This window comes from Rectinema subterraneum (assembly GCA_009768935.1).
GTDB lineage: Bacteria > Spirochaetota > Spirochaetia > Treponematales > Rectinemataceae > Rectinema > Rectinema subterraneum.
In genome coordinates, this window is the sequence record WESA01000007.1 from 16445 (window position 1) to 37666 (window position 21222).

Annotated in this window: 17 protein-coding genes; 9 read left to right on the forward strand and 8 right to left on the reverse strand. The window is 52.6% G+C overall.

The genetic code is table 11. The features are described from left to right. Positions 1-76 precede the first annotated feature (76 nt). Complete coding sequence (locus GAP13_RS03420; protein ID WP_158906206.1) at positions 77-1213, reverse strand: glycoside hydrolase family 113; 1137 nt, start codon at positions 1211-1213, stop codon at positions 77-79. Positions 1214-1510: 297 nt separating this feature from the next. Here GAP13_RS03420 and GAP13_RS03425 point away from each other — a divergent pair, with 297 nt between their 5' ends. Continuing rightward, positions 1511-2155 carry an FAD-dependent oxidoreductase gene (locus GAP13_RS03425; protein ID WP_158906208.1) on the forward strand — a complete coding sequence of 215 codons (645 nt, stop codon included), beginning with the start codon at positions 1511-1513 and terminating at the stop codon, positions 2153-2155. On the opposite strand, the gene GAP13_RS13190 is transcribed toward GAP13_RS03425, so the two are convergent. After that, the gene (locus GAP13_RS13190; protein WP_241864280.1) at positions 2091-2453 is read right to left on the reverse strand and encodes a ferredoxin family protein; all 363 of its coding nucleotides are present in this window, start codon (positions 2451-2453) and stop codon (positions 2091-2093) included. The genes GAP13_RS03425 and GAP13_RS13190 overlap by 65 nt on opposite strands. A gap of 9 nt (positions 2454-2462) precedes the next feature. Further along, complete coding sequence (locus GAP13_RS03435) at positions 2463-2768, reverse strand: hypothetical protein (protein ID WP_158906210.1); 306 nt, start codon at positions 2766-2768, stop codon at positions 2463-2465. A 375-nt stretch (positions 2769-3143) separates the two neighbouring features. On the opposite strand from GAP13_RS03435, the gene GAP13_RS03440 reads away from it, so the two are divergent. Next, the gene (locus GAP13_RS03440; protein WP_158906212.1) at positions 3144-7943 is read left to right on the forward strand and encodes a glutamate synthase-related protein; all 4800 of its coding nucleotides are present in this window, start codon (positions 3144-3146) and stop codon (positions 7941-7943) included. Between the two features lie 72 nt (positions 7944-8015). Here the strand turns inward: GAP13_RS03440 and GAP13_RS03445 are convergent, their stop codons facing one another. Then, entirely contained in the window at positions 8016-9566 is a 1551-nt protein-coding gene (locus tag GAP13_RS03445; RefSeq protein WP_158906214.1) for an amidase, read from the reverse strand. A 220-nt stretch (positions 9567-9786) separates the two neighbouring features. Between GAP13_RS03445 and GAP13_RS03450 the strand changes: the two genes are divergently transcribed. The 7 genes from GAP13_RS03450 (at position 9787) to GAP13_RS03480 (ending at position 17957) form a co-directional block, all read left to right on the forward strand. After that, positions 9787-10656, forward strand: coding sequence for a MurR/RpiR family transcriptional regulator (locus GAP13_RS03450; RefSeq protein WP_158906216.1), 870 nt, complete (start codon positions 9787-9789; stop codon positions 10654-10656). Next, positions 10647-11846 carry a beta-aspartyl-peptidase gene (iadA, locus tag GAP13_RS03455; RefSeq protein ID WP_222126133.1) on the forward strand — a complete coding sequence of 400 codons (1200 nt, stop codon included), beginning with the start codon at positions 10647-10649 and terminating at the stop codon, positions 11844-11846. The genes GAP13_RS03450 and iadA overlap by 10 nt, the downstream gene beginning before the upstream one ends. Beyond that, on the forward strand, positions 11818-13698 hold the full coding sequence (locus tag GAP13_RS03460; RefSeq protein WP_222126134.1) for an ABC transporter ATP-binding protein: 1881 nt from the start codon (positions 11818-11820) through the stop codon (positions 13696-13698). The genes iadA and GAP13_RS03460 overlap by 29 nt, the downstream gene beginning before the upstream one ends. A 52-nt stretch (positions 13699-13750) precedes the next feature. After that, positions 13751-15280, forward strand: a complete 1530-nt coding sequence (locus tag GAP13_RS03465; RefSeq protein ID WP_158906220.1) for a glutathione ABC transporter substrate-binding protein — start codon at positions 13751-13753, stop codon at positions 15278-15280. 3 nt (positions 15281-15283) lie between these two features. Then, complete coding sequence (locus tag GAP13_RS03470; RefSeq protein WP_158906222.1) at positions 15284-16207, forward strand: ABC transporter permease subunit; 924 nt, start codon at positions 15284-15286, stop codon at positions 16205-16207. A gap of 9 nt (positions 16208-16216) precedes the next feature. Beyond that, positions 16217-17068 (forward strand): ABC transporter permease subunit, encoded by an 852-nt coding sequence (locus GAP13_RS03475; RefSeq protein WP_158906224.1) that lies wholly within the window; start codon positions 16217-16219, stop codon positions 17066-17068. 199 nt (positions 17069-17267) lie between these two features. Further along, entirely contained in the window at positions 17268-17957 is a 690-nt protein-coding gene (locus tag GAP13_RS03480) for a hypothetical protein (protein ID WP_158906226.1), read from the forward strand. Positions 17958-18144: 187 nt separating this feature from the next. On the opposite strand, the gene GAP13_RS03485 is transcribed toward GAP13_RS03480, so the two are convergent. From GAP13_RS03485 to GAP13_RS03500, 4 genes are read right to left on the reverse strand one after another with little or no spacing between them, the layout of a single operon-like run. After that, positions 18145-18648 carry an ureidoglycolate lyase gene (locus GAP13_RS03485; RefSeq protein WP_158906228.1) on the reverse strand — a complete coding sequence of 168 codons (504 nt, stop codon included), beginning with the start codon at positions 18646-18648 and terminating at the stop codon, positions 18145-18147. A gap of 19 nt (positions 18649-18667) precedes the next feature. Further along, positions 18668-19543: an NAD(P)-dependent oxidoreductase gene (locus GAP13_RS03490; protein WP_158906230.1), complete on the reverse strand. Its 876-nt coding sequence runs from the start codon at positions 19541-19543 to the stop codon at positions 18668-18670. Positions 19544-19566: 23 nt separating this feature from the next. Then, positions 19567-20202: a dihydroxyacetone kinase subunit L gene (locus tag GAP13_RS03495; RefSeq protein ID WP_158906232.1), complete on the reverse strand. Its 636-nt coding sequence runs from the start codon at positions 20200-20202 to the stop codon at positions 19567-19569. Positions 20203-20213: 11 nt separating this feature from the next. Then, positions 20214-21218 carry a dihydroxyacetone kinase subunit DhaK gene (locus tag GAP13_RS03500; RefSeq protein WP_158906234.1) on the reverse strand — a complete coding sequence of 335 codons (1005 nt, stop codon included), beginning with the start codon at positions 21216-21218 and terminating at the stop codon, positions 20214-20216. Between the last annotated feature and the right edge of the window lie 4 nt (positions 21219-21222).

The following is a 21222-nucleotide window of genomic DNA, read 5'->3' on the forward strand; positions in this document are numbered from 1 at the left end:
TCCTCGCATGCCTTCACAATAGGATTTTTGCATGGAGCTGTCAATAAATTTCGAGGAATGGGGTGACCCCGTATCATTACTTGAAAAAATGCTGCTTGACTATTTCCGCAGCAGGTTTCTGATAGACTGTAAATTCCTGCGTATGCCAAATTGTTTGAAGGTTGTTTGAGCTCAGCATCGACGGCGTGAGCTGCCACAAACTCACCCCTTTGAACCAGCTGTCCTTGTTTTCAGACAATACTCTCAGATACGCATCCAGCCCGCGGCTCTGCAGGTCATAATTCACAGTTTTATGGGTAGATGGACCAGTCATGTCGTACAATCCACCGCTCACGCTTTGATATCCCCCTTCGAGCGCCATGAGCGGCTTGTCCGCATCCTGCGCAATTCCCTTAAGGTAGGCGATGACGTCGCTGATCTCGAACTCGGGCTCGATGCTCTCAAACCAGCCGCGTCGTATTTCCTCGACGCTCGCATCATCATTGCGCGTCACCGGCACATAGAGCGATACTCCGATCATATCGACAAGATCCCAGAAACATACCTCGCCGATATCTGGAACCGAGCAGCACCAGCGATTAAAAAACGCATCATAGGTAACGAGCCCTGCAAACCGTGCTCTAACCGCGGCCACAAGCTCGCTCCATTGGTCACGGAAACCGGTATCAAGATGATTCATCTCGGTGCCAATACAGATAGCATCGACATTGTTCTGCGTTGCAAAGTCGGCGAGCTCTTCGAGATAGCCCTTGTAGGCGGAGAAGAATGTGCCAGGAAGGAATATCGCTGTATCGGTGTTCCAGATGTTGCGGTTCTCTGCGCTTTCCGCCTTCGTGGTATGAGGCTTGAGCATTATATAGAATCCCATTTGCTTGGCTTTTTCGATGAGCCGTTGCATGTCATTCCAATGCGGATGAAGCGAATGCTCGAACGCTACCATCGTGCCATCGTCATTGAAATTGACCGGCCAGTCCAGGGCGAGAAAATTCGCGCCCTCTTCAAGCGCGAACTTCAGGGCCTTGTCGACAAGCGCCGCATCGCTCCACCAATTCTTGCCCCAGGCGCATATATTGAAACCTTGAAGATCGAATGCAGTATTGGTATTGACCTGCGGCAAGTCGCCCGAGCCAGCAGGATTTCTGCCACAGCCCGCACATAAGAGGACAAGAACAACAAAGAAAGTGCCTATTGGCACAATTTTCATGTTGTGCATATGGGCGATTCTTGTGTTTCTTTATGTATTATTAGAAATTGCTGTGATAAATGCAAGTATGAACTACACACAAAAATGTATCCGGCTAATAGCTTCTGCAGAGATTCGCAGCAGCATCTTCAGTATGGCATGATGGGAACCGGAGAATCCATTCGATACCGCGAAATTGTTCACCTTGTTGGAGATGAACATATTCGCGCTCTTGAATGTACCAGAGTGGAATTATAGACACCTGGCAAGCAAAAATCAACGCAAATCAGTCCCTTCCAGAGCACCATGAGATTTTCGTCATAGGCGATGAACTCGTTGCGCTGGTTACCAACAGAGAAAAAAATCTATGCCAAAATCTTCATAAACGCCGCCGGTGTCTATGGCGACGTGATTTCCCGCAAAGCAGGGATCGACGCCTATACTATAACCGCCCGAAAGGGCGAATATATCCTCCTTGAACCAAATGAAAAATACAACGTGCATCACATCATCTTCCCGTCGCCCACAAAAACCAGCAAAGGTATTATTGTTACCAAGACTATTACCGGCTACATCCTCCTCGGCCCGAATGCGGTCGACATGCCAGAAACAGAAAAATCAAACAACTACACAACTCGTGAAGGCCTCAAAGAAGTGCTCAAAAAACAAAAAAGCTTGTGCCAACATTATCGACGAAACTGGCGGTCAAGACATTTGCCGGACTGCGTCCTCAGCCGAATACCAATGACTTTATTCTGGAAGACTATGCTGTACCAGCTAACTTTATCACTGCGATTGGCACAGGACTTCGGTGTCCGCAACCAGCTCTATAACTTTACCTGCTATGCAGATTTGGAGCTTGGTGTTGACCTGGGCGCAAGCTGGCAGAATCAGCTCATTCAATGGATCAAAGGCAAAGGCCTTGGGACGAGCGATATTCTGTACCGGCATTCTGGCTCATGGCAGGTTTAAAAAAAGGGGTCTGACCCCCTTTTTTAACTTTTTTAACCGCGGCTTCTTCGCTCGCTTTTTTGTCGAGTAGGACCAGGAGCTTTTGCGCTATAGCTTCGGCCTTTGGGCCGGGCTCCACCCAAGCTTCCATTGTGAGCGAAATTGTGTGCGATGGGCACGTGTCGACGCAAAGGCGGCAGCCATCGAGGCATTTGGATGCATCGATCTGGCCGTTCTCGGTGTCGGTCGCCTTGGTCGGGCACATGAAAAGGCATACACAGTCTTTCGTGCACAAGCGCAAATTTCGTACTGCGTGCATGGGGTTCTCCTAGCTTCTCTGCGAAAACCGCAGGCGTGGCGCCTTTTTGATAAGCCCTTGGGCCGCATCCTGCAGCTTCTGAAACTCTTCAAAATCGGGCTTACGGATGTAGCGCGGATCGTGGGCTCCACGAGGACCGTCTTCCAGCGAAATCCAGGGGCCTTCGAGGTGGGCCCCGTGAATCGCGAATCGCAGGAGCGCAGATTCCTGACGGGCCCGGACTATAGCCTTGAGGTTCCGCACCATATGTTCATGAGGGCGAGTGACAATTGTTGCAAGATGCTGTGTTGTTCCGCCAGCGGCGAGGTGGCGCATTAAGCGCCATATAGACCGCGTCCTGCTTGCGCGCGTCCGGCACGGTGCACACAATCATTCGCGACTTGAGAATCTGCCGGATGCTCATGGATATAGCCTGCCCCGGATCGCTGCGTTGAGCCGCTGGATTTCAGCCTCGAAGGGCACAGCGTCCCCATTCACATAATTGAACTGCATGGGCGCCTGCGCCGGCAGCTCGCGCTCCCATGATTTCAGCGTTCTCGCTTATGCAAAGATTCATGCATAAACCCCTAATCTATCAACTATACCTAGTATCGCCGCCGCTGAGGGAAAAGTAAATCTTACATACTGCGCCTCTTGATTCTGCAAGCCAGGCTTGTTACTATCGGCAGCAACACAAAGGAAGGCATAAATATGCAGCAAAGAAAGAAAGAGATGCATAATTATCGTATCGGCATACTGGGTCTCAGTTCCGGTGCGCCTGGCCCCGGCGCGTCCAGCTCTATTAAGCGAGCCAATATTATAAAGCAGCAGCTCGAGCCTAGCCGCGGCGCGTACAGCACTCTTTCGCCGAATCCGAGCGGCCTCTACCTTCCCGAGCACGAGCACGACGCGTGCGGCCTCGGAATTGTCGTCGATCTCAAAAAGAAATCGAGCCATTCTGTCATTTCTGATGCGCTCACCATCCTGCAGAACCTCGAGCACCGAGGCGCTGTCGGCGGCGACAAAAAAACTGGCGATGGCGCAGGCATTCTGTGCCAGATCCCCGACCGCTTTTTCCGCCGCGAAATGGCAATCAACGATATGCCATACGGAATCGGCATGTTCTTTTTGCCGGCCTCCCACAACGCCTTTGTCAGCGCGAAGAAGCTTGTTTCCAATATCGCCGCCGAGCGCGGTTTTGGCCTTATATCCTGGCGCGATGTACCTATCCTTCCCCAAGTGCTAGGCGAACGCGCCAACAAGACAATGCCGCGCATCAGCCAAGCTGCTTTTGTTCAATTGAATCCGCCCGCCATTGTCGAGAGTGAAGACGATGCACGCACACGCGCCAGCCTCCGCAGCCCAAGCGACGATTTCGAGCGCAGCCTTTTCATTCTCAGAAAATACATTGAGCAGGAAGCAAAACGAGCCGGATTTTCCTTCGAAGAGTTCTACATTCCCTCGCTTTCGTCCCGCATCATTGTCTACAAAGGCATGTTCGTCGCATCGCAATTTGCCAATTTCTACCCTGACCTCAGGGATCCGCTTTTCGAAAGCCAATTCGCGATTGTGCACCAGCGATATAGCACCAACACCTTACCTTCATGGCCGCTCGCCCAGCCCTTCCATATGATTGCCCACAACGGCGAAATCAACACACTCCGCAAGAACATCAATTCCATGAAAGCCCGGCAGGCGACCATGGCTTCGCCGCTTCTCGGCGCGGATTTTTTCAAGGATATCGCCGTGCTCGATGAAGCCGGCTCCGATAGCGCAATTTTCGACAATATTTTCGAGCTCCTGGTGCATGCAGGAAGGAGCCCCGAGCAGGTGTTCGCGATGATGGTGCAGGAGCCTTTTGGCGAAGGGCTACGGATTTCGCATGACAAGAGGGCGTATTATGACTTTCATGCGGCAATGCTTGAAACATGGGACGGCCCTGCAGCCATGAGCTTTACCGACGGGCGCGTGGTTGGTGCGGCGCTCGACCGCAACGGCCTGCGCCCTTTCCGCTATTCGCTCACCAAATCCGGCTATTTCATCGGGGCAAGCGAAGCCGGCGTACTCGACCTCGATGAATCGGATATTGTCGAGCGTGGCATTCTACGGCCTGGCGAAATGGTGCTTGTCGATCTCGAAAATGGCCGGCTCATCAATGATGCAGAGATCAAAACGCGAATCAGCAGGCAAAAACCGTACCGCCGCTGGCTCGAAACAAACCGGATCGAGCTGCGCGGCCTCTTCTCCGCTCCGGATGTCCGGCCTTCCAGCGCGGAACTCGCGCATCTCATTTCGTATTTCCAATACGATAACGAAACAATGAATATCCTGAAGCCGATGCTCCTGCAAAAGCAGGAAGCGGTTTCTGCGATGGGGACCAGGAAGCCGCCTGCGATTCTCTCGCGCACGCCGGTACCGCTCTACGCATATTTCCGTCAGCGATTCGCGCAAGTGACCAATCCCGCAATCGATCCGTACCGCGAGTCGGCAGTCATGTCGCTCGAAAATTATATCGGAACGCAAAAAAATCTTCTCGAAGAGACTCCCGAACACTGCAAGCAACTCAAGCTTCAGAGGCCAATTCTGTCTAACTCCGACATGGAAAAACTGAAAAATTCCAGAGTGCCGGGGTTTTCTTCCGCCACGGTTTCCATGCTCACGCCCGCGGCGCGCATCAGACTTGAAGAAGAGCTCGACAGGATGTGCAGAGAAGCCGAACACCACATCGACCAGGGCGCGAATCTCATCATCCTGAGCGATCGGGGACTAGATGAACAGCACGCGGCCATCCCCGCTCTTCTCGCAGCAGCAGCCGTCCATACCTATCTTGTCGATGCAAAAAAACGCCACCTGGCAGGCCTTGTCGTTGAGACAGGCGAGGTGCGCGATGTCCATGAAATTGCGGTGCTGCTGGCGTATGGCGCAAGCGGAGTCAATCCCTGGATGGTATTTGAATTGCTTCCTTCGATTTCCGACCAGCTTGAAGAAAGGCCCAGCGCGGAAATGCTTGCTGATCATTACATCGAAGCAGTGAACAAGGGCATTCTGAAAATCATGTCCAAGCTCGGAATAGCGACGGTATCGTCGTACCGCGGCTCGCGTATGTTCGAGGCCGTCGGGCTATCTGAAGGCCTCGTGAAACGCTATTTCCGCGGGACCGAAAGCAGGTTCGGGGGCATCGGGCTCAAGGAGATTGCGGACGACATGCTGAGCCGGCATCGAGCGGCCTTTGGGAGTGAGCAAGAGTCTGCGATTCTTCCAGACAGAACCGGGCACCAGCCAGTGAATGAACCGCGGCAGGCTGCGGGCGGGGCCGCAAATCAGGCCACAGACCAGGCTGCGGATCAGGCCACAGACCAAGTCGCAAACCAAACCGTAAGGCAGACAGCCGTACCGTGGCCGCCTTCGCTCGCCGCCAAGCTTACCAAAGCAGTGCGTGAAGGCGACGCCGCGGCGTGGCGCGCATATGCAGACGGAATGGACAGCGCTGCTCGTCCGCCCTTCGCGCTCCGTGATCTCTTTTCTTTTAAATCCGGCAGCCCCCTTACATCAAGCAGCCCATTGCCACTCGACCAAGTCCAGCCCGCAGAAGAAATTATCAAGCGCTTTTCGGTTGCGGCCATGTCGCTCGGTGCCATAAGCCCCGAAGCGCACGAGACGCTGGCAGCCGGAGCAAATGCAATCGGCTCATGGAGCAATTCAGGCGAAGGCGGAGAGGACAGTGAGCGCCACACCTACAAGGACAAAGGGCTTGATTCGCAAAATGCCTCCAAGCAGATCGCTTCAGGGCGTTTTGGCGTTACCGCGCGATATCTTGCGACAGGACTCGAATTGCAGATTAAGATCGCCCAAGGAGCCAAGCCCGGCGAAGGCGGCCAGCTTCCCGGCGCCAAAGTGAATGAGTACATAGCAAAACTGCGGCATTCGAAGCCAGGCGTCACGCTTATCAGCCCGCCGCCCCACCACGACATCTATTCCATCGAAGACCTTTCCCAGCTCATCCATGACCTGCGCTGCATAAACCCGAGCGCCCGGATCGCGGTCAAACTGGCCGCGCAGGCGGGCGTCGGAACAGTCGCGGCAGGCGTCGCAAAGGCTGGCGCTGATTGCATCATCGTCTCGTCCGGCGACGGAGGGACAGGAGCCGCACCTCTTTCATCTCTCGATTATGCCGGCAGTTATTGGGAAGCTGCGCTCCCGGAGATCCTCCAGGTCCTCGCGATGAACAGCCTCGACTTGAACACGGTCATACAGGTGGATGGCCGCTTGCGCACCGCGCGGGATGTCGTTATAGCAGCCATTCTGGGCGCGCGCGAATTCGCGTTCGGGACGGCGGCACTCATTGCGATGGGCTGCATCGCGTGCGGGCGATGCCATCTGGGCAAATGTCCGGTCGGTATTGCAACACAAGAGCCTGAATTCAGGGCAAAATTCAAAGGCCGCCCCGAACACCTCATTGCATTTTTCAAGTTCCTGGCTGAAGATGTGCGCAAGATTCTCGCTTCGCTCGGCGCGAAAACCATCGATGAAGTCATTGGCAAGTATGAACTCCTCGACTTTTCTGGTCGAGCATCCACCGCGAGAGAAAAAATGCTCGATTTCGATCACATCAAAGAAGCCCTCGAAATCGCGCGGCGCTATCCTCTTGTTGAAGGCCAGGACCTCGCTAGCGACACGACGCCAGCAATCCCGCTTCCCGAAGCAGGATTGCGCAATTTTCGTCCAGAAAAACGCCAAGATTTTTCAATATCAGACGCTGAAGCCGCCCTTCTGCAAAAATGCGCCCGACTTCTTCAAGAAAGAGCATCGACGAGCCGCCTCGAATTCTCACTGCCTATCCGCAACTCCGACCGCTCCGTGGGTGCGGCGTTGAGCGGCGAGATCATTCGTGCAGGACTCAAGCTCGAGCCGGATACGGTTTCGGTCACCTTCCGCGGGACGGCCGGCCAGAGCTTTGGAGCATTTCTTGCGCAGGGGGTCCTTTTCCGGCTTTTCGGAGAAGCGAATGACTATCTTGGAAAAGGGCTTTCCGGCGGGCGGATCATCGTGCGCCCGCGCCGCGAATCGCGCTGCCAACCTGAGCACAATGTCATCGCGGGCAACGTGTGCCTCTATGGTGCGACGGCTGGCGAAGTGTTCCTGAACGGCAAGGTCGGCGAGCGCTTCTGCGTCCGGAATTCAGGCGCGCTTGCGGTTGCCGAGGGCACAGGCAACCACGCCTGCGAATACATGACTGAAGGTATTGTCGTCATTTTGGGCAAAACCGGTATCAATTTCGGGGCGGGAATGACGGGCGGGGTCGCCTATGTCTTCGATGAGGACCAGCTTTTCGACACACGCTGCAATCTTTCTGATGTTGATATCGCAGCGGTTACCAGCGCAGAAGATATCGACCAACTGCGCACGATTATCGAGCGCCATCAGAATCTCACCGGCAGCCCGCGCGCCAAGCTGATGCTTTCGGAATGGGACTCGTACCTGCCGCTTTTTCTGAAAGTCGTGCCGCGGTAAAATTTAAAAAAAGGGGTCAGACCCCTTTTTTAAAATTTTCGGAGGCCTGCGCGCTTTTTAAGTAAAAAGGGGTCAGACCCCCTTGTAACAGGGCGCCTTGCGCGCCTTCACTGCCCGCTCGAACGCAAGCCCGATCCGGAACAGCACCTCCTCTGAGTGCGGCACGCCGAAAACCGAAAGTCCTATCGGGAGCTCACCCACGAAGCCCGCCGGCACGGTGATGTGCGGGGCCGCTGCAATGGCAGCGAGCGAAGTATTCCCTCCAACATAGTGATCCCCGAGCACATGGTCGGTCTTCCACGCGGGTGAATTCGAAGCCGCGACAATCGCGTCGAGCCGATATTTCGCGGTGAACGCGCTGATTCCCTTTTCTTTTTCGAAAGCGCGACACAACGCGAGCGCGTTTTTATATTCGGGTTCTTCGAGCGAGCCTTTCCCGGCTGCCTCGATGAGGATTTCCTGCGCAAAATGCGGCATGGCGGTATCCGCATGGGCTGTATTGAACGCGATGATATCTCGCAGGGTTCTAGGCCATGGGGTCGAGGCTGAGTCAGCGCGCGCTGCCACATACCGCGCCAGATATTGCTCGATTCCATATTTAAACTCGTATAAAAGCACCTGATATTCAGCCTTTTGCACTTCCTCGTCCGGCTCGATGTCGACCGGCACAATCTCCGCGCCAAGGTTCTCGAGCGCAGCAATCGATTTTTTCATTATGTCTTCGACTTGCGGCAAAAAACGCGAAAGCTTCTCCGCGTACCCCAGACGCATGCCTTCGAGCGGGCGCGCTGCCAAATTGCCGCCCAAAACACCAGAATAATCCCTCCCCGACATCGCCTCGAGCAGCACAATCGCATCTTCGAGCGTCCGCGCCATCGGCCCCGCCGTATCCTGCGTGAACGAAATCGGAATAATGCCTTCCGCGCTCACAAGACCGCCTGTCGGCTTGATACCCGCAATGCCATTGATCGATGCGGGCGAAATGATCGATCCATCAGTCTCTGTCCCCACCGAGAGCGCACATAGATTCGCGCTCACCGCTACCGCGGACCCCGAACTCGACCCGCTCGGATTGCGCTCGAGCACATACGGATTCTTTGTCTGCCCGCCTTCGCTGCTCCAGCCCGAGCTCGAATGTGTGGAGCGAAAATTCGCCCACTCGCTCAAATTCGCCTTGCCTAGAATCACTGCACCTGCCTCGCGAAGCTTTGCGACAAGCGGCGCATCCTCAGGCGCCAGAAAACCATGCAGCGCCTGCGAGCCCGCAGTCGTCGGCATTTGGTCAGCGGTATTGATATTGGCCTTGAGCACCACGGGAATGCCATGCAGCGGCCCGCGCACGATTCCTGCGCGCCGCTCCCTGTCCCTCTCCTCGGCGATCGAACGCGCCTCGGGGTTCAGATAGAGAAGGGACCGCAAAGCCTGCCCTTCACAGTCAGATCCCGCCCCTGGGCAGTCGAGAACCGCAATGCGTCCCAAATAATAGTCGACAAGCTGAGCCGAGCTGAGCCTCCCCGCCCCGAATTCCCTCTGGAAATCCCTGAGCGTGTATTCTTCGCAGGTGTCGGGGATGCCTGGCTCCAGACCTTGCCCGCACCGTCTTGATAAGCGCTTCCTATTCATGAATGCGATTATAGCGTACAGTGCCAGATACGCACCACACGCGCATCAGAAAATTTAAGAAAGGGGGTCAGACCCCCCTTTTAAAAATTGAATAAATAATTCAAAAAATTTCATTTTTATGCTTGACACCATAGTTTCGCTTAGTAATAATACTGAAACAAATATTTCGCAGCGCGTCCGGCAACACTTTGTCGAAATTTGAAATTGGAGGCGTATGGCAATGATCCTGGGAAAAATCAAAGAAACACTCCCTCGCATGTCTCCCAATTTCCGAAAAATTGCCTCGTTCATCCTCGATAACGACAACAATGTCGCCTTTACTTCAATTTATTCGCTTTCCGAGGCTCTGGATATAAGCACCGCCACCCTTGTCAGATTCGCGAAAAGCCTCGGCTACAAAGGATATCAAAGCTTCAAGAAAGACCTTCAGGAAGAAATCCAGCACCGCCTCCAGCCATACGACAAAGTGAGCTTATCAAAACTCGGCACCCTCCCCGAGGAAAAGCGCCTTCAGAAGCTCATACAGAATGAATACAACAATTTGCGCAGCACACTGAACAATCTCCAGCTGAAGGATTTTGAAACAATGATCGGCGCGGTGCAGAGCGCCCGCAGAATTTTCATTGCGGGCTTCGGCATCACACGCCATTTCGCCCAAATCTTGCAGACTACCTTTCTAGCAAGCCAGGGAAAAGATGTCTTTGTCATAACTGGCTCAGTTTCCGATTACTCTCCTCAGCTGAAAAGCTTTGGCGCAAGCGACATCATGTTCCTCATGACCTTTCCGCCCTATTCTGCCGAAGTCAAGCATGTCGCCAGCGTCGCAAAAGAAAGAGGCGGCTTTCTCTGCCTCTTTACCGATTCGGCGAGCTGCCCTGTCTATTCCAAAGCCGATGTCGTCATAAAATGCACAACAAATTCGCTCCTTATGTCGAATTCGTTTGTCGGCCTTGTTTCAGTCATTCATGTGTTCATCCATATGTTGCTGCTCTCCTCGGAAAATGGCGGAAAAAACATACGAAACGGACTCGAAATGGAAAAAATGGGCTATTCCATCATCGCAGATGCAGGAGAACAATCATGCTCGTAATCCAAAATGCGGAAGTGTTTTCGCCAGCGCCTCTTGGCAAGCTGGATATCCTTGTTGGCGGCGCAAAAATCCTCGCCATGGAACCGCATATCGATCCAGCTGTGCTTCCGGGTGAGACAGAAGTGCTCGACGCACGAGGGATGCTGCTCGTCCCAGGCTTTATCGACGGGCATCAGCACTTTACCGGCGGCGGTGGGGAAGGCGGATTCCAGACACGCGTTCCTGAACTCACTATTTCCATGAATTTCAGCAATGGCGTTACCACCGCAGTCGGCCTTTTAGGAACCGACTCCCTCACTCGCTCTATTGAGAACCTCTATGCCAAAACCCAAGCCTTCAATGCCGAAGGCATGACCGCCTTTATGCTCACTGGCGCGTACTGGCATCCTTCTCCCACGCTTACCGGCTCCGTCGCGCGCGACATGGTTTTCCTTCAGCCGGTGATTGGCGTCAAACTTGCGCTCGCCGACTCGCGCGGGCCGCATATCGATGCAAAAGACTTGGCTGCCCTTGCTTCTGACGTGCAGGTCGCCGCACTCGTCGCAAACAAACCAGGCATTATCACCGTTCATACCGGCATACGGACACAGGGCCTCGATCTCATTTTTGAAATTGTCGAACAATTCGAAATCCGGGCAAGCATTTTTGTTCCCACCCACATCAACCGCAAGGGCGGCAAGCTTACCAGCCAGGCACTTGCGCTTGCAGAAAAGGGCTGCGTCGTCGATGCCACCTGCTCCCAGGCGCCGCTCGAGCCGGATTCTCCTCGCCTTACCGCCGCAGATTTCGCTTGCATGGCAAGGGACAACGGCCTATTGGGGCAGGTCTCCTTCAGTTCCGATGCGGGCGGCTCCATGCCGATATGGAACCAAGATCGCAGCCGCATCATCGGCATGGGGGTCGGCATGCCTTCTTCCCTCCTGTTCGAGCTCGACCTCCTCGTGAACAAGAAAGGGGTGCCGCTCGAGCAAGCCCTCATGCCTCTGACCACCACGCCCGCGCGCATCTACGGCCTTGAGAACAGCAAGGGCGCGCTGCGTGTCGGCATGGATGCAGATTTGCTCACCATCGACCCCGCTTCGTTTGAAATCCGCGATGTCGTCGCACTCGGCTCGGTTGCCGTCAGAAACAAGATCGTCGAGAAAAAAGGATATTTTGAGCATGGCAGTGACACATCCATTCATGCATGAGGACGAAATCCTCACAATAAAAGACTTGTCACTCAGTTTTCCCGGGTATCATGGCTATACCCAGGTGCTACACAATGTGTCCTTTTCAGTCAAAAAGGGCGAAACGCTCGCTATTGTTGGAGAATCCGGTTCCGGGAAAACTGTCACCATGCGTCGGGTCATGCAATTGCTCGCCAACGTGCGCACCGACTCAGGCCGCATTCTGCTCCGAAAACGCGATGGCACTGTTCTCGATATCACCAACATCAGCCACAAAGACGCAACCAAAATCCGAGGTGCCGACCTTTCCATGATCTTCCAGGAGCCGATGACCTCGCTCAATCCGGTTTTCACTATCGGCGATCAGCTTCTCGAAGCTGTGCTTATACATCAGCGCATTTCAAAAGCCCAGGCGATGCAGAAAGTCATGGAGCTTCTTGAACTGGTCCGTATCCCCGACAAGGCCCGACGCGTCAACGATTATCCCTTCCAGCTCTCGGGCGGCATGCGCCAGCGCGTCATGATTGCAATGGCACTTGCATGCAATCCGCAGGTTCTTATCGCCGACGAACCGACAACCGCCCTCGATGTGACAATCCAGGCCCAGATCCTCGCGCTTATACAATCACTGCAAGAAAAACTGCATATTTCGGTCGTGTTTATTACCCATGATATGGGTGTGGTTGCGGAAATCGCCGATCGCGTCGTAGTGATGTACCAAGGGCAGGTTGTGGAAGAAAATGATGTGCATTCGGTGTTCTCGTCGCCATCCCACCCGTATACTCAAGCCCTTTTGAAAGCTGTGCCCAAATTGGGTTCGATGACTGGCAGGCCTTTCCCTGCGACCCTGCCCATTCTTGAAATGTCAAAAGAATTGAGCAGAAAGCCTGGCGATGCCGCTCCCCAAGAAAAGACCATCGATACTGCTGATTATACAAAGCCGCCACTCTTGCAAGTCAGAAATCTTACGACCCACTTTATCGCTGACAAGACATTCTTCGGCCGCACCACCCATGTGGTCAGAGCCGTTCAGGATGTCAATTTCGACCTTTTCGAAGGCGAGACGCTCGGCGTCGTCGGCGAATCAGGCTGCGGAAAATCGACAACCGGATATTCAATTCTGAAACTGGTGCCTGCGCAGGGCAAGGTTCTTTTCATGGGCAGCGACATCCTGACGCTCCCTGATTCAGAGTTGAAACATTACCGAAGAGATATTCAGTTCGTATTTCAAGATCCATACGCCTCGCTCAATCCACGCATCCGGATCGGCACCGCAATCGAAGAACCACTTGTCATTCACAACATCGGCACGCCCGAAGAGCGTAAAAAACGCGTCGAATACCTTCTCGATTGCGTAGGAATCCCCCGAAAACACAAGGACCGCTATCCGCACGAATTCTCCGGCGGGCAGCGCCAGCGCATCGCCATCGCCCGCGCGCTCGCTACCCAACCCAAAATCATTATCGCGGACGAAGCAGTTTCCTCCCTCGATGTGTCGATCCAGGCGACCGTGCTCAACCTCATGCTTGAGCTTCAAAAAGAATTCAAGCTGTCCTATCTCTTCATTTCGCACAACATGGCCGTCATCGAGCGCGTGAGCAACCGCGTCATGGTTATGTATCTCGGACATGTCGTAGAATCGGGCACTCGCATGCAAGTGTTCGAAAACCCCATGCACCCTTATACGAGAAAACTGCTAGCGGCAATTCCGGTGCCCGATCCGACCCGCCGGTCCAATTTTGGTATGCTGAGCGGTGAAATTCCCAGCACCATCCATAGAATCGAGGATGCAACGCCCAGAATCGAATATATCGAAGTCGAGCCAGGGCATTTCGTTGCATCAACTAAGGAAGGAATTAGCTTTGGCGCCTGACCGTCGGTCAACGCCAGAAGTCTATATATTTTATCTTTCGAGGAGGCTTACGATGAAAGCAAAACATCTGGTACTTGCGCTGATGATGGTACTCATCATCTCTGCAATACCCCTGTTTGCGGCCGGAAAAGACATTATCTACGCATCGGATTCCACAACCAAAACGCTGGATCCGCACGATACATCCGATACATATTCCGGCGCTATCGAACGGGCAATCTGCCAGGGACTCTTGGGATTCGACAAGAATCTGAATATCATTCCACTTCTTGCTGAGTCATATACTTACAACGACAGCGCAACCGAATTCACATTCAAACTGCGCAAAGGCATAACCTTCCATGATGGTGCTCCCTTTAATGCACAGGCAGTCAAAGTGAATATCGATCGCCTCATGACAGGGAAATATGTGCGAAGCAGTCTCATGGCTCCCGTGAAAGAAGTAAAAATCATCGATGACTACACCGTCAAATTCATTCTGAAAGAGCCATTTGGCGCATTCCTGAACGCCCTTGCCCACCCAGGAGCCTTGATGCTGAGCCCCAAAGCCTTGCAGGAATATGGCGATGATGTAAGCAAGCATCCTGTCGGCACTGGTCCATTCATGTTCAGCGAGATGGTATCTGGAAGCTATGTGCTCATAAAGAAAAATCCCAATTACTGGCGCGGCACAGTAAAGGTCGATTCAATCAAGTTTGTACCAATCCCTGAAAATGGCTCTCGTGTTGCCATGCTGAGAGCAGGCCAAGCCCAGTACATCTACCCAATGCCTGCCGAGCTTCTCAAGCTTGTCGAAAACGATCCTAACATCGATGTGATCAAGCAGCCCTCAATTATCGAGCGCTACCTCATTCTCAACACCAAGTCCAAACCGCTCTCCGACGAACGGGTCCGCCAGGCGATCAACTATGCGCTCGATAAAAAAGCGATCATCAACATCGCATGGGGCGGTGCAGCCACCGAAGCTGATTCTATATTCCCCTCTGCTCTACCATTTTTCAAGAAACAGGGACCATGGCCTTATGACCTTGCAAAAGCCAAAGCACTCATGAAAGAAGCTGGCTACGAAAACGGCTTTAAAGTTGTCTTCCTCACCCCGAATGCAAGCGCGCGTCTCAGGGCAACCGAAATGGTTCAGCAGCAGCTCAAAGCTATCGGAATCACTGGCGATATTCAGTCCATGGATGTCGCAAGCTTCTACGACAAACTTGCCAAAAACAAACTTGAGACTGTCGGCGAAACACCATTCATCGCATTTGGCGGCTGGTCTTCGTCCACAGGAGATGCCGACTGGGCAACCCGCCCGCTTATCTCTACGGAAGCCTTCCCGCCGAACATGTCCAACTATGGTTTCTTCGAAGACAAGACCGTCGATAATCTCATCAAAGCAGGTCTGACCACAGCTGATCCGAAAGTCCGAGCGAACGCCTATGCCCAGCTTCAGGATTATGTATGGTCAAAAGCCCCATGGGGCTACTTGTTTGTAGATACCCTTATCGCGGCCAAGTCGAAAAACATCAAAGGCATCTACCCGATGGCAGATGGTGCATTCACTGTAGAAGAAGCAGAGATTGTACAGTAATTTATGCTGAAATATTTCATTCGAAGGTGTTTATCCATCCTTCCGGTCCTGCTGGTTGTCTCGATATTGGTCTTCTTGTTTGTGCATTTGCTGCCCGGCGATCCTGCCCGCATTATGGCAGGCCCCGATGCGGACGAGGCAACCATCAACAGGGTCCGTACCGAGCTTGGACTCGATAAATCGCTTCCTGAACAGTACCTGAACTACATGGGTCGCCTGTTCAGGGGCGATCTTGGTAAAAGCCTGCGCAGCAAGCTGCCAGTAGCCCAGGAAATTGCTCTGCGATTTCCGCCCACATTGTACCTCGCGCTTGCAAGCATGGTGTGGTCGATATTATTTGGCGTCCTGTTCGGAGCATACGCAGCAATGCATCGAGGGAAATGGCAGGATTACACGGCGATGCTGGTGGCGGTTTCAGGAATTTCGATGCCGCAGTTCTGGCTGGGCTTGCTGCTTATGCAGCTATTCGCTGTACACTTGGGATGGCTCCCGGTAACGGGCTTCACCGGCAAATTCAAAGAGCTGATCCTGCCTTCCCTCACGCTGGGCGCAACAGTCGCTGCCATCATCGCACGGTTCACACTCTCATCGTTTCTGGACGTCCTCCAGGAAGAATACATCAACACTGCGCGGGCAAAAGGACTCTCCGAGCGCGTCGTGATGTGGAAGCATGCATTTCGTAACGCCCTTATCCCCGTGGTGACGATGGTCGGGCTCCAGTTTGGCTTTTTGCTCGGCGGCTCGGTTGTGGTAGAAACGGTTTTTGCATGGCCAGGCCTTGGCAGATTCATGATCGAATCGGTGAGCGTGCGCGATTATCCAGTTCTGCAGGCACTCTTATTGCTGTACTCGTTCCAGTTCGTTGTGATAAATCTCCTGATCGACATGCTGTATGCGGTAATCAATCCGGAAATTCGGTATAAGTAGGATTAGACCATGGCAGAGAAAACAATTACACCATTTATGATTTTCTGGCAGAAATTCAAAAAACAGAAATCCGCTATGGTGGCCGGAATATTCATATTCTTTCTCATACTAGCCGCAATTTTTGCGCCATTTATCGCCCCCTATGATCCCTACGCGATCGATTACGGCAATGCTATGATGCCGCCAAGCCCCCAGCACTGGGCAGGAACCGATATCTATGGCCGCGATATTCTGAGCAGGATCATCTACGGCGCGCGCATTTCGCTGACCGTTGGCATTTCCTCAGTCACAATAGGTGCAATAGTCGGTGTCAGCCTTGGCCTGATCAGCGGATTTTTCGGGGGATTCCTGGATGAAATAATCATGCGCAGCGCCGACGTGCTCTTCGCATTCCCGGGAATTCTGCTCGCCATCGCCGTTGTTGCGATTCTTGGACCAGGACTCGTGAATGTCGTCGCGGCTGTTGCAATCTTCAGCATACCGACCTTTGCGAGAATCGTTCGCAGCAACACCCTGTCGCTCAAAGAGAGCCTCTATGTCCGCGCGGCCAGAAGCATGGGAGCATCAAACAAGCGAATCATGTTCGTCCACATCATGCCGGGCACCCTCAGCGGAGCCATCGTGTATTTCACGATGCGCATCGGAACATCGATCCTCACCGCTTCATCCCTGAGCTTCCTCGGCCTTGGCGCCCAGCCCCCCACTCCCGAATGGGGCGCCATGCTCGCCGAAAGCCGCGATTATATCGGCGTCGCCGACCATCTGACCATTTTCCCAGGCATCGCTATTTTCCTGACGGTGCTCGCCTTCAATATCTTTGGAGATGGTTTGCGCGCGGCGTTTGATCCGAAATTACGATAACTTCACAAGGCTTGAGATGAGCGCGCCAGGCAACGAGAACTAAGCCGCGAGCGCCTCCATCTGGAGAAGGGAGTACGCCTGCCCTTGACCTCGGCCCGCACACAAGGTACGTTTTCCATGCAACGCATGCAGACATTTCGCTTGCGCACCCATTCATGCGCTCTCGAGCGCCGCATTGCGCATCAAGGAGGATTTTTATATGAAGAGGATACTGCCCATCGCCGCGATTTTTTTGCTTTTTGCGCTCATCCCTGTTATCGCCCAGACCGAAGCCGAGCTCAAAGCAACCTACGAAAACGCCGTCAAGCTCGCCGCTGCCGCCCCGCAGGACTACACCCTCAACTGGCAAGCTGCCCGAGCCGCGCGCAAATACGGCGATTATCTGGTTAAAAACGAAGTGCCCGGCTGGAAGGACACTGCCCGCGCTGCAGCAAAAGAAGGAATGAAATACGGTGAAATCGCCTTCAAGCTCAACCCGACCGGCATCGAAGGCTGGTACTGGTACGGCCTCTGCGTCGGCACCTATTCCGACTGCGTAAGCGTCCTTAAAGCGCTAGCAGAAGGACTTAAAGGCAAGACCCAGATGGGCTTCGAAAATGCCTATAAATTTGACAAAACCTACGATAACGGCGGGCCGATCCTTTCGCTTGGCCGCTTCTGGCAGGTTTTGCCGGGCATCGCCGGCCAAGACCGCAAAAAAGCCGAACAGCTCTTCAACGAGTACATCCAGCTCTTCGGTTCCAGCCCCGACGCAAACAGCGACGTCTGGTATTTCCGCGGCCAGCTCTACAAAGATACAAACCGCGCTGCCCTCGCCAAAGCCGACCTCGAAAAAGCCGCCGCGATGGGCAACAAGGACGCGCAGAAGTTGCTGGGGGAGATGAAATAGGAATTAAAAAAGAGCCTCCTGTAAATTGCTGAGGGACAATTTAAATGGCCGCAGGGCCATTTCCCTTAGCAATAAAGATGGCTCGGTAAGATTTGGAGATAGCATGCGCAGCCTTATAAAGACTGCAAGGCGCGCATGCAGAATATTCCGCTAATCCTTAGCTGAATTTCACAAAAATGTTGGTACCTCAGTTGGCAATTTCCCAGCCGACCCCTGCATCTTGTGAATCGATTTTTATAACGTCCGAATCAGGTGTCGCATGATCGAACACTACGAAAGTGTGGACCACTTCATGCTGCGCTATCGGCGCATAATGCCATGTCCCCGGATTCAAAATGACTGCTGTCCCTTTTCTCACAAGAAATGCTTTTACAGAATCATAATCCATTTCATTGTGCTGGCTATTTTTGCTCAGCCCCAGAACAAGGAGTACATCATTTTCCACAGGGATGAGCGTTTCGCCCGTTCTGGTATGGCATTCAAAAACAGTTGACAGCGATTGTTTCTGCGGGTAGCTCTCTACCATACAAATAGAGCATTTGTTCTGCGATTCAATAATGCCAAGCTTGTTCCAGAATTTGAACTCAGGAGAATCGTAATCGGGCTGCCTGTTGTCAACAGAAACACAAACACCGTATGACTGAAAATCGACGGACATGCTCTCGATCGGAACAAGTTCAATTTTTTTCATTTGCACCCCCTGAAATTCTTTATTCAACTCCAGCAAATTTTTCGAATACTTTCACAATTGCTGATGCATTCTGCTCTCCCCATCCCATATTCTGACCTACTTTGTTCAGCTCATGCACAATATTGGATATCAGAACAGGAACGCCTATCGATTCGGAATAATTGCGGATGAGTTCAGTATCTTTCACCATCGTCCTAAGGTGGAAAGAAACATCGAATTCATGGTTGATCATGGAATGGCCAACACCATCAATAATTGGCGATCTGAAATCGACTTCGCTCCACAATTTAAGCAGTTCTTCGCTGTTGATGCCAGATTTTTTGGCCATTACCAGAGATTCGCCAAGTGAGGCAACTATCGCGGATACCAGGTGATTTCCACAGAGCTTTGCTACACATCCGGAGCCGACTGGTCCCATATAATGGACGGTTTCTCCTATCTCTTTCAGAAGAGGCAAGGCTTTGGCGAATACCTGCGAATCCGCACCTGCCATTATCCACAGCCCACCATTTCTCGCCTCAGCTTTGGATCCATGCACCGGCGCATCAATAAAATCCGCACCCTTGGCTTTGAACATCTTGACTTCTTCTTTGGCAGTCTCGGGAAGCTGCGTGCTCATGTCGATATAGATCTGCCCTTGCCTGGCACCCATCACCAAACCACTCTCACCATTGAGTACATTGTAGAGCGCTTCTTTATTCCAGACGAAAATTATAATGTATTCAGCATCTTTAGCTGCTTCTGCGGGCGAGCTAAAATATTTTCCACCTGCCGCGATCAATTCCTGGGCATTTTCGCGTGTTCTGTTATAGCAATGAACCGTATGACCTTTCGACAGAAGTGTCAGGCCAATACCTGTCCCCATTATTCCTGTTCCGATAACCGCAATATTCATCTTGCCTCCTTTTTGGCAGCTCATTATGCCAAAACAAAATCATGCATAGTTTTGACCAGTATGTACAAGGCGCTTCCTCCTGCATCCTGAAGCCCTATAGTTTTTTCTCTAAAGACAGCTGCCTTACCATGTTGGGCTATCATACTTTTTGTAGCCTCGAGGGCCTTTCCCGCCGCATCGAGTGCATACCGCATCGCCACAGCAAGCGATTCATTCTTTTCCGCGGAAGCCGAAAAGGATTTGGCAACAGGCGCAGCCACATCGAGAATTGTCTTGTCTCCCTCTGTCGCTTTCCCCCGATCAGCAATTCCTTTTGAAAATGCCAGCCAGAAATCGGCCATTTCTTTTGTGCCAATTCTCTGCGCATTTTCGATGGCCTTTCCTCCCCTCATGAATCCAGTCGCCATAAGAGTCCCCATGGTCGAAGGCGCAGCCCTGGATATGGCAATCCCCGCCATCGCAAGTATCTGCCCCAAATTCGACGAATTACTCGCCTTGACCGATTCATGCGCCGCCGAGAATGCCTTGCTCATTGTAAGCCCGAGATCGCCGTCGCCAGTCTTGCTGTCGAGATCTATGAGGAATTCTTTATTGCGCTCGAATGATTCTTTAATGCTGAAAAACAGCGGCTCAAGATGTTCACGCAATAATGCTTCCATTTTTTCATCCTTTACAGCTGCTTCTGGCTGAAAAACGGAGTAAATGCAGGAGCAGCTATCAGTCTCTTCAATTCCTCATCGAGCTTGCATAGCGATATCGAAGCTCCCGCCATTTCCATCGACGTTGCAAATTCTCCGACATATACATGAAATACTTTCAAACCTTCTTCCTCGAGAATGTGCAAGGTTCTTCTGGCAAGAATATACAGCTCTTCTTTCGGAGTAGCGCCCAGTCCATTTATAAGGACAGCTACTTCATTGTTCTTTTCAAATGGTAGATCTTTGATGATGGGATAGACCATTTCATCCACAATCTTGTCGGCAGGCAGCAGTTTGCCTCGCCGGATACCCGGCTCTCCATGAATGCCCATCCCTATTTCCATCTCATCATCGCCAATCGTAAAAGAAGGTTTCCCGACTTCAGGAACAATACACGGCGTAAACGCCACACCCATTGTCCGCACATTCGCTTTCGCCTTTTCAGCAACCCTCTTTACCTCTTCAAGGCTCATCCCTTCCGCTGCTGCAGCTCCTGCTGCCTTATACAGGAAAAATATCCCTGCAACGCCTCTTCGCTTGTTTTCCTCTCCCTTGATTGCAGATGCCACATCATCATTTCCAACAACCGTCGCTGTCTTTATCCCTTCGATATCCGCCATCTCGGCTGCCATATCGAAGTTCAGGATATCTCCAGTGTAATTGCCATAGAGATAAAGAACACCTGCGCCTTGCTCAACAGCTTTTGTCACCTCAAGTATCTGCTCTGAGCTTGGCGACTGGAATACGCCTCCAACTGCGCAGCCATCCAGCATTCCCTCTCCCACATACCCCAGAAACAGCGGAAGATGCCCTGATCCGCCCCCGGTCACAATCCCTACTTTGCCTTTTACAGCTTCTTTCCTTACATAGCATCGCAGATCGTTTGCAACAAACATCACTTGCTGCGGATGCGAAGCGTAAATGCCCTTCAGCATCTCATCGACAAAGTTTTCTGGCTTGTTAATGAATTTTTTCATTCTG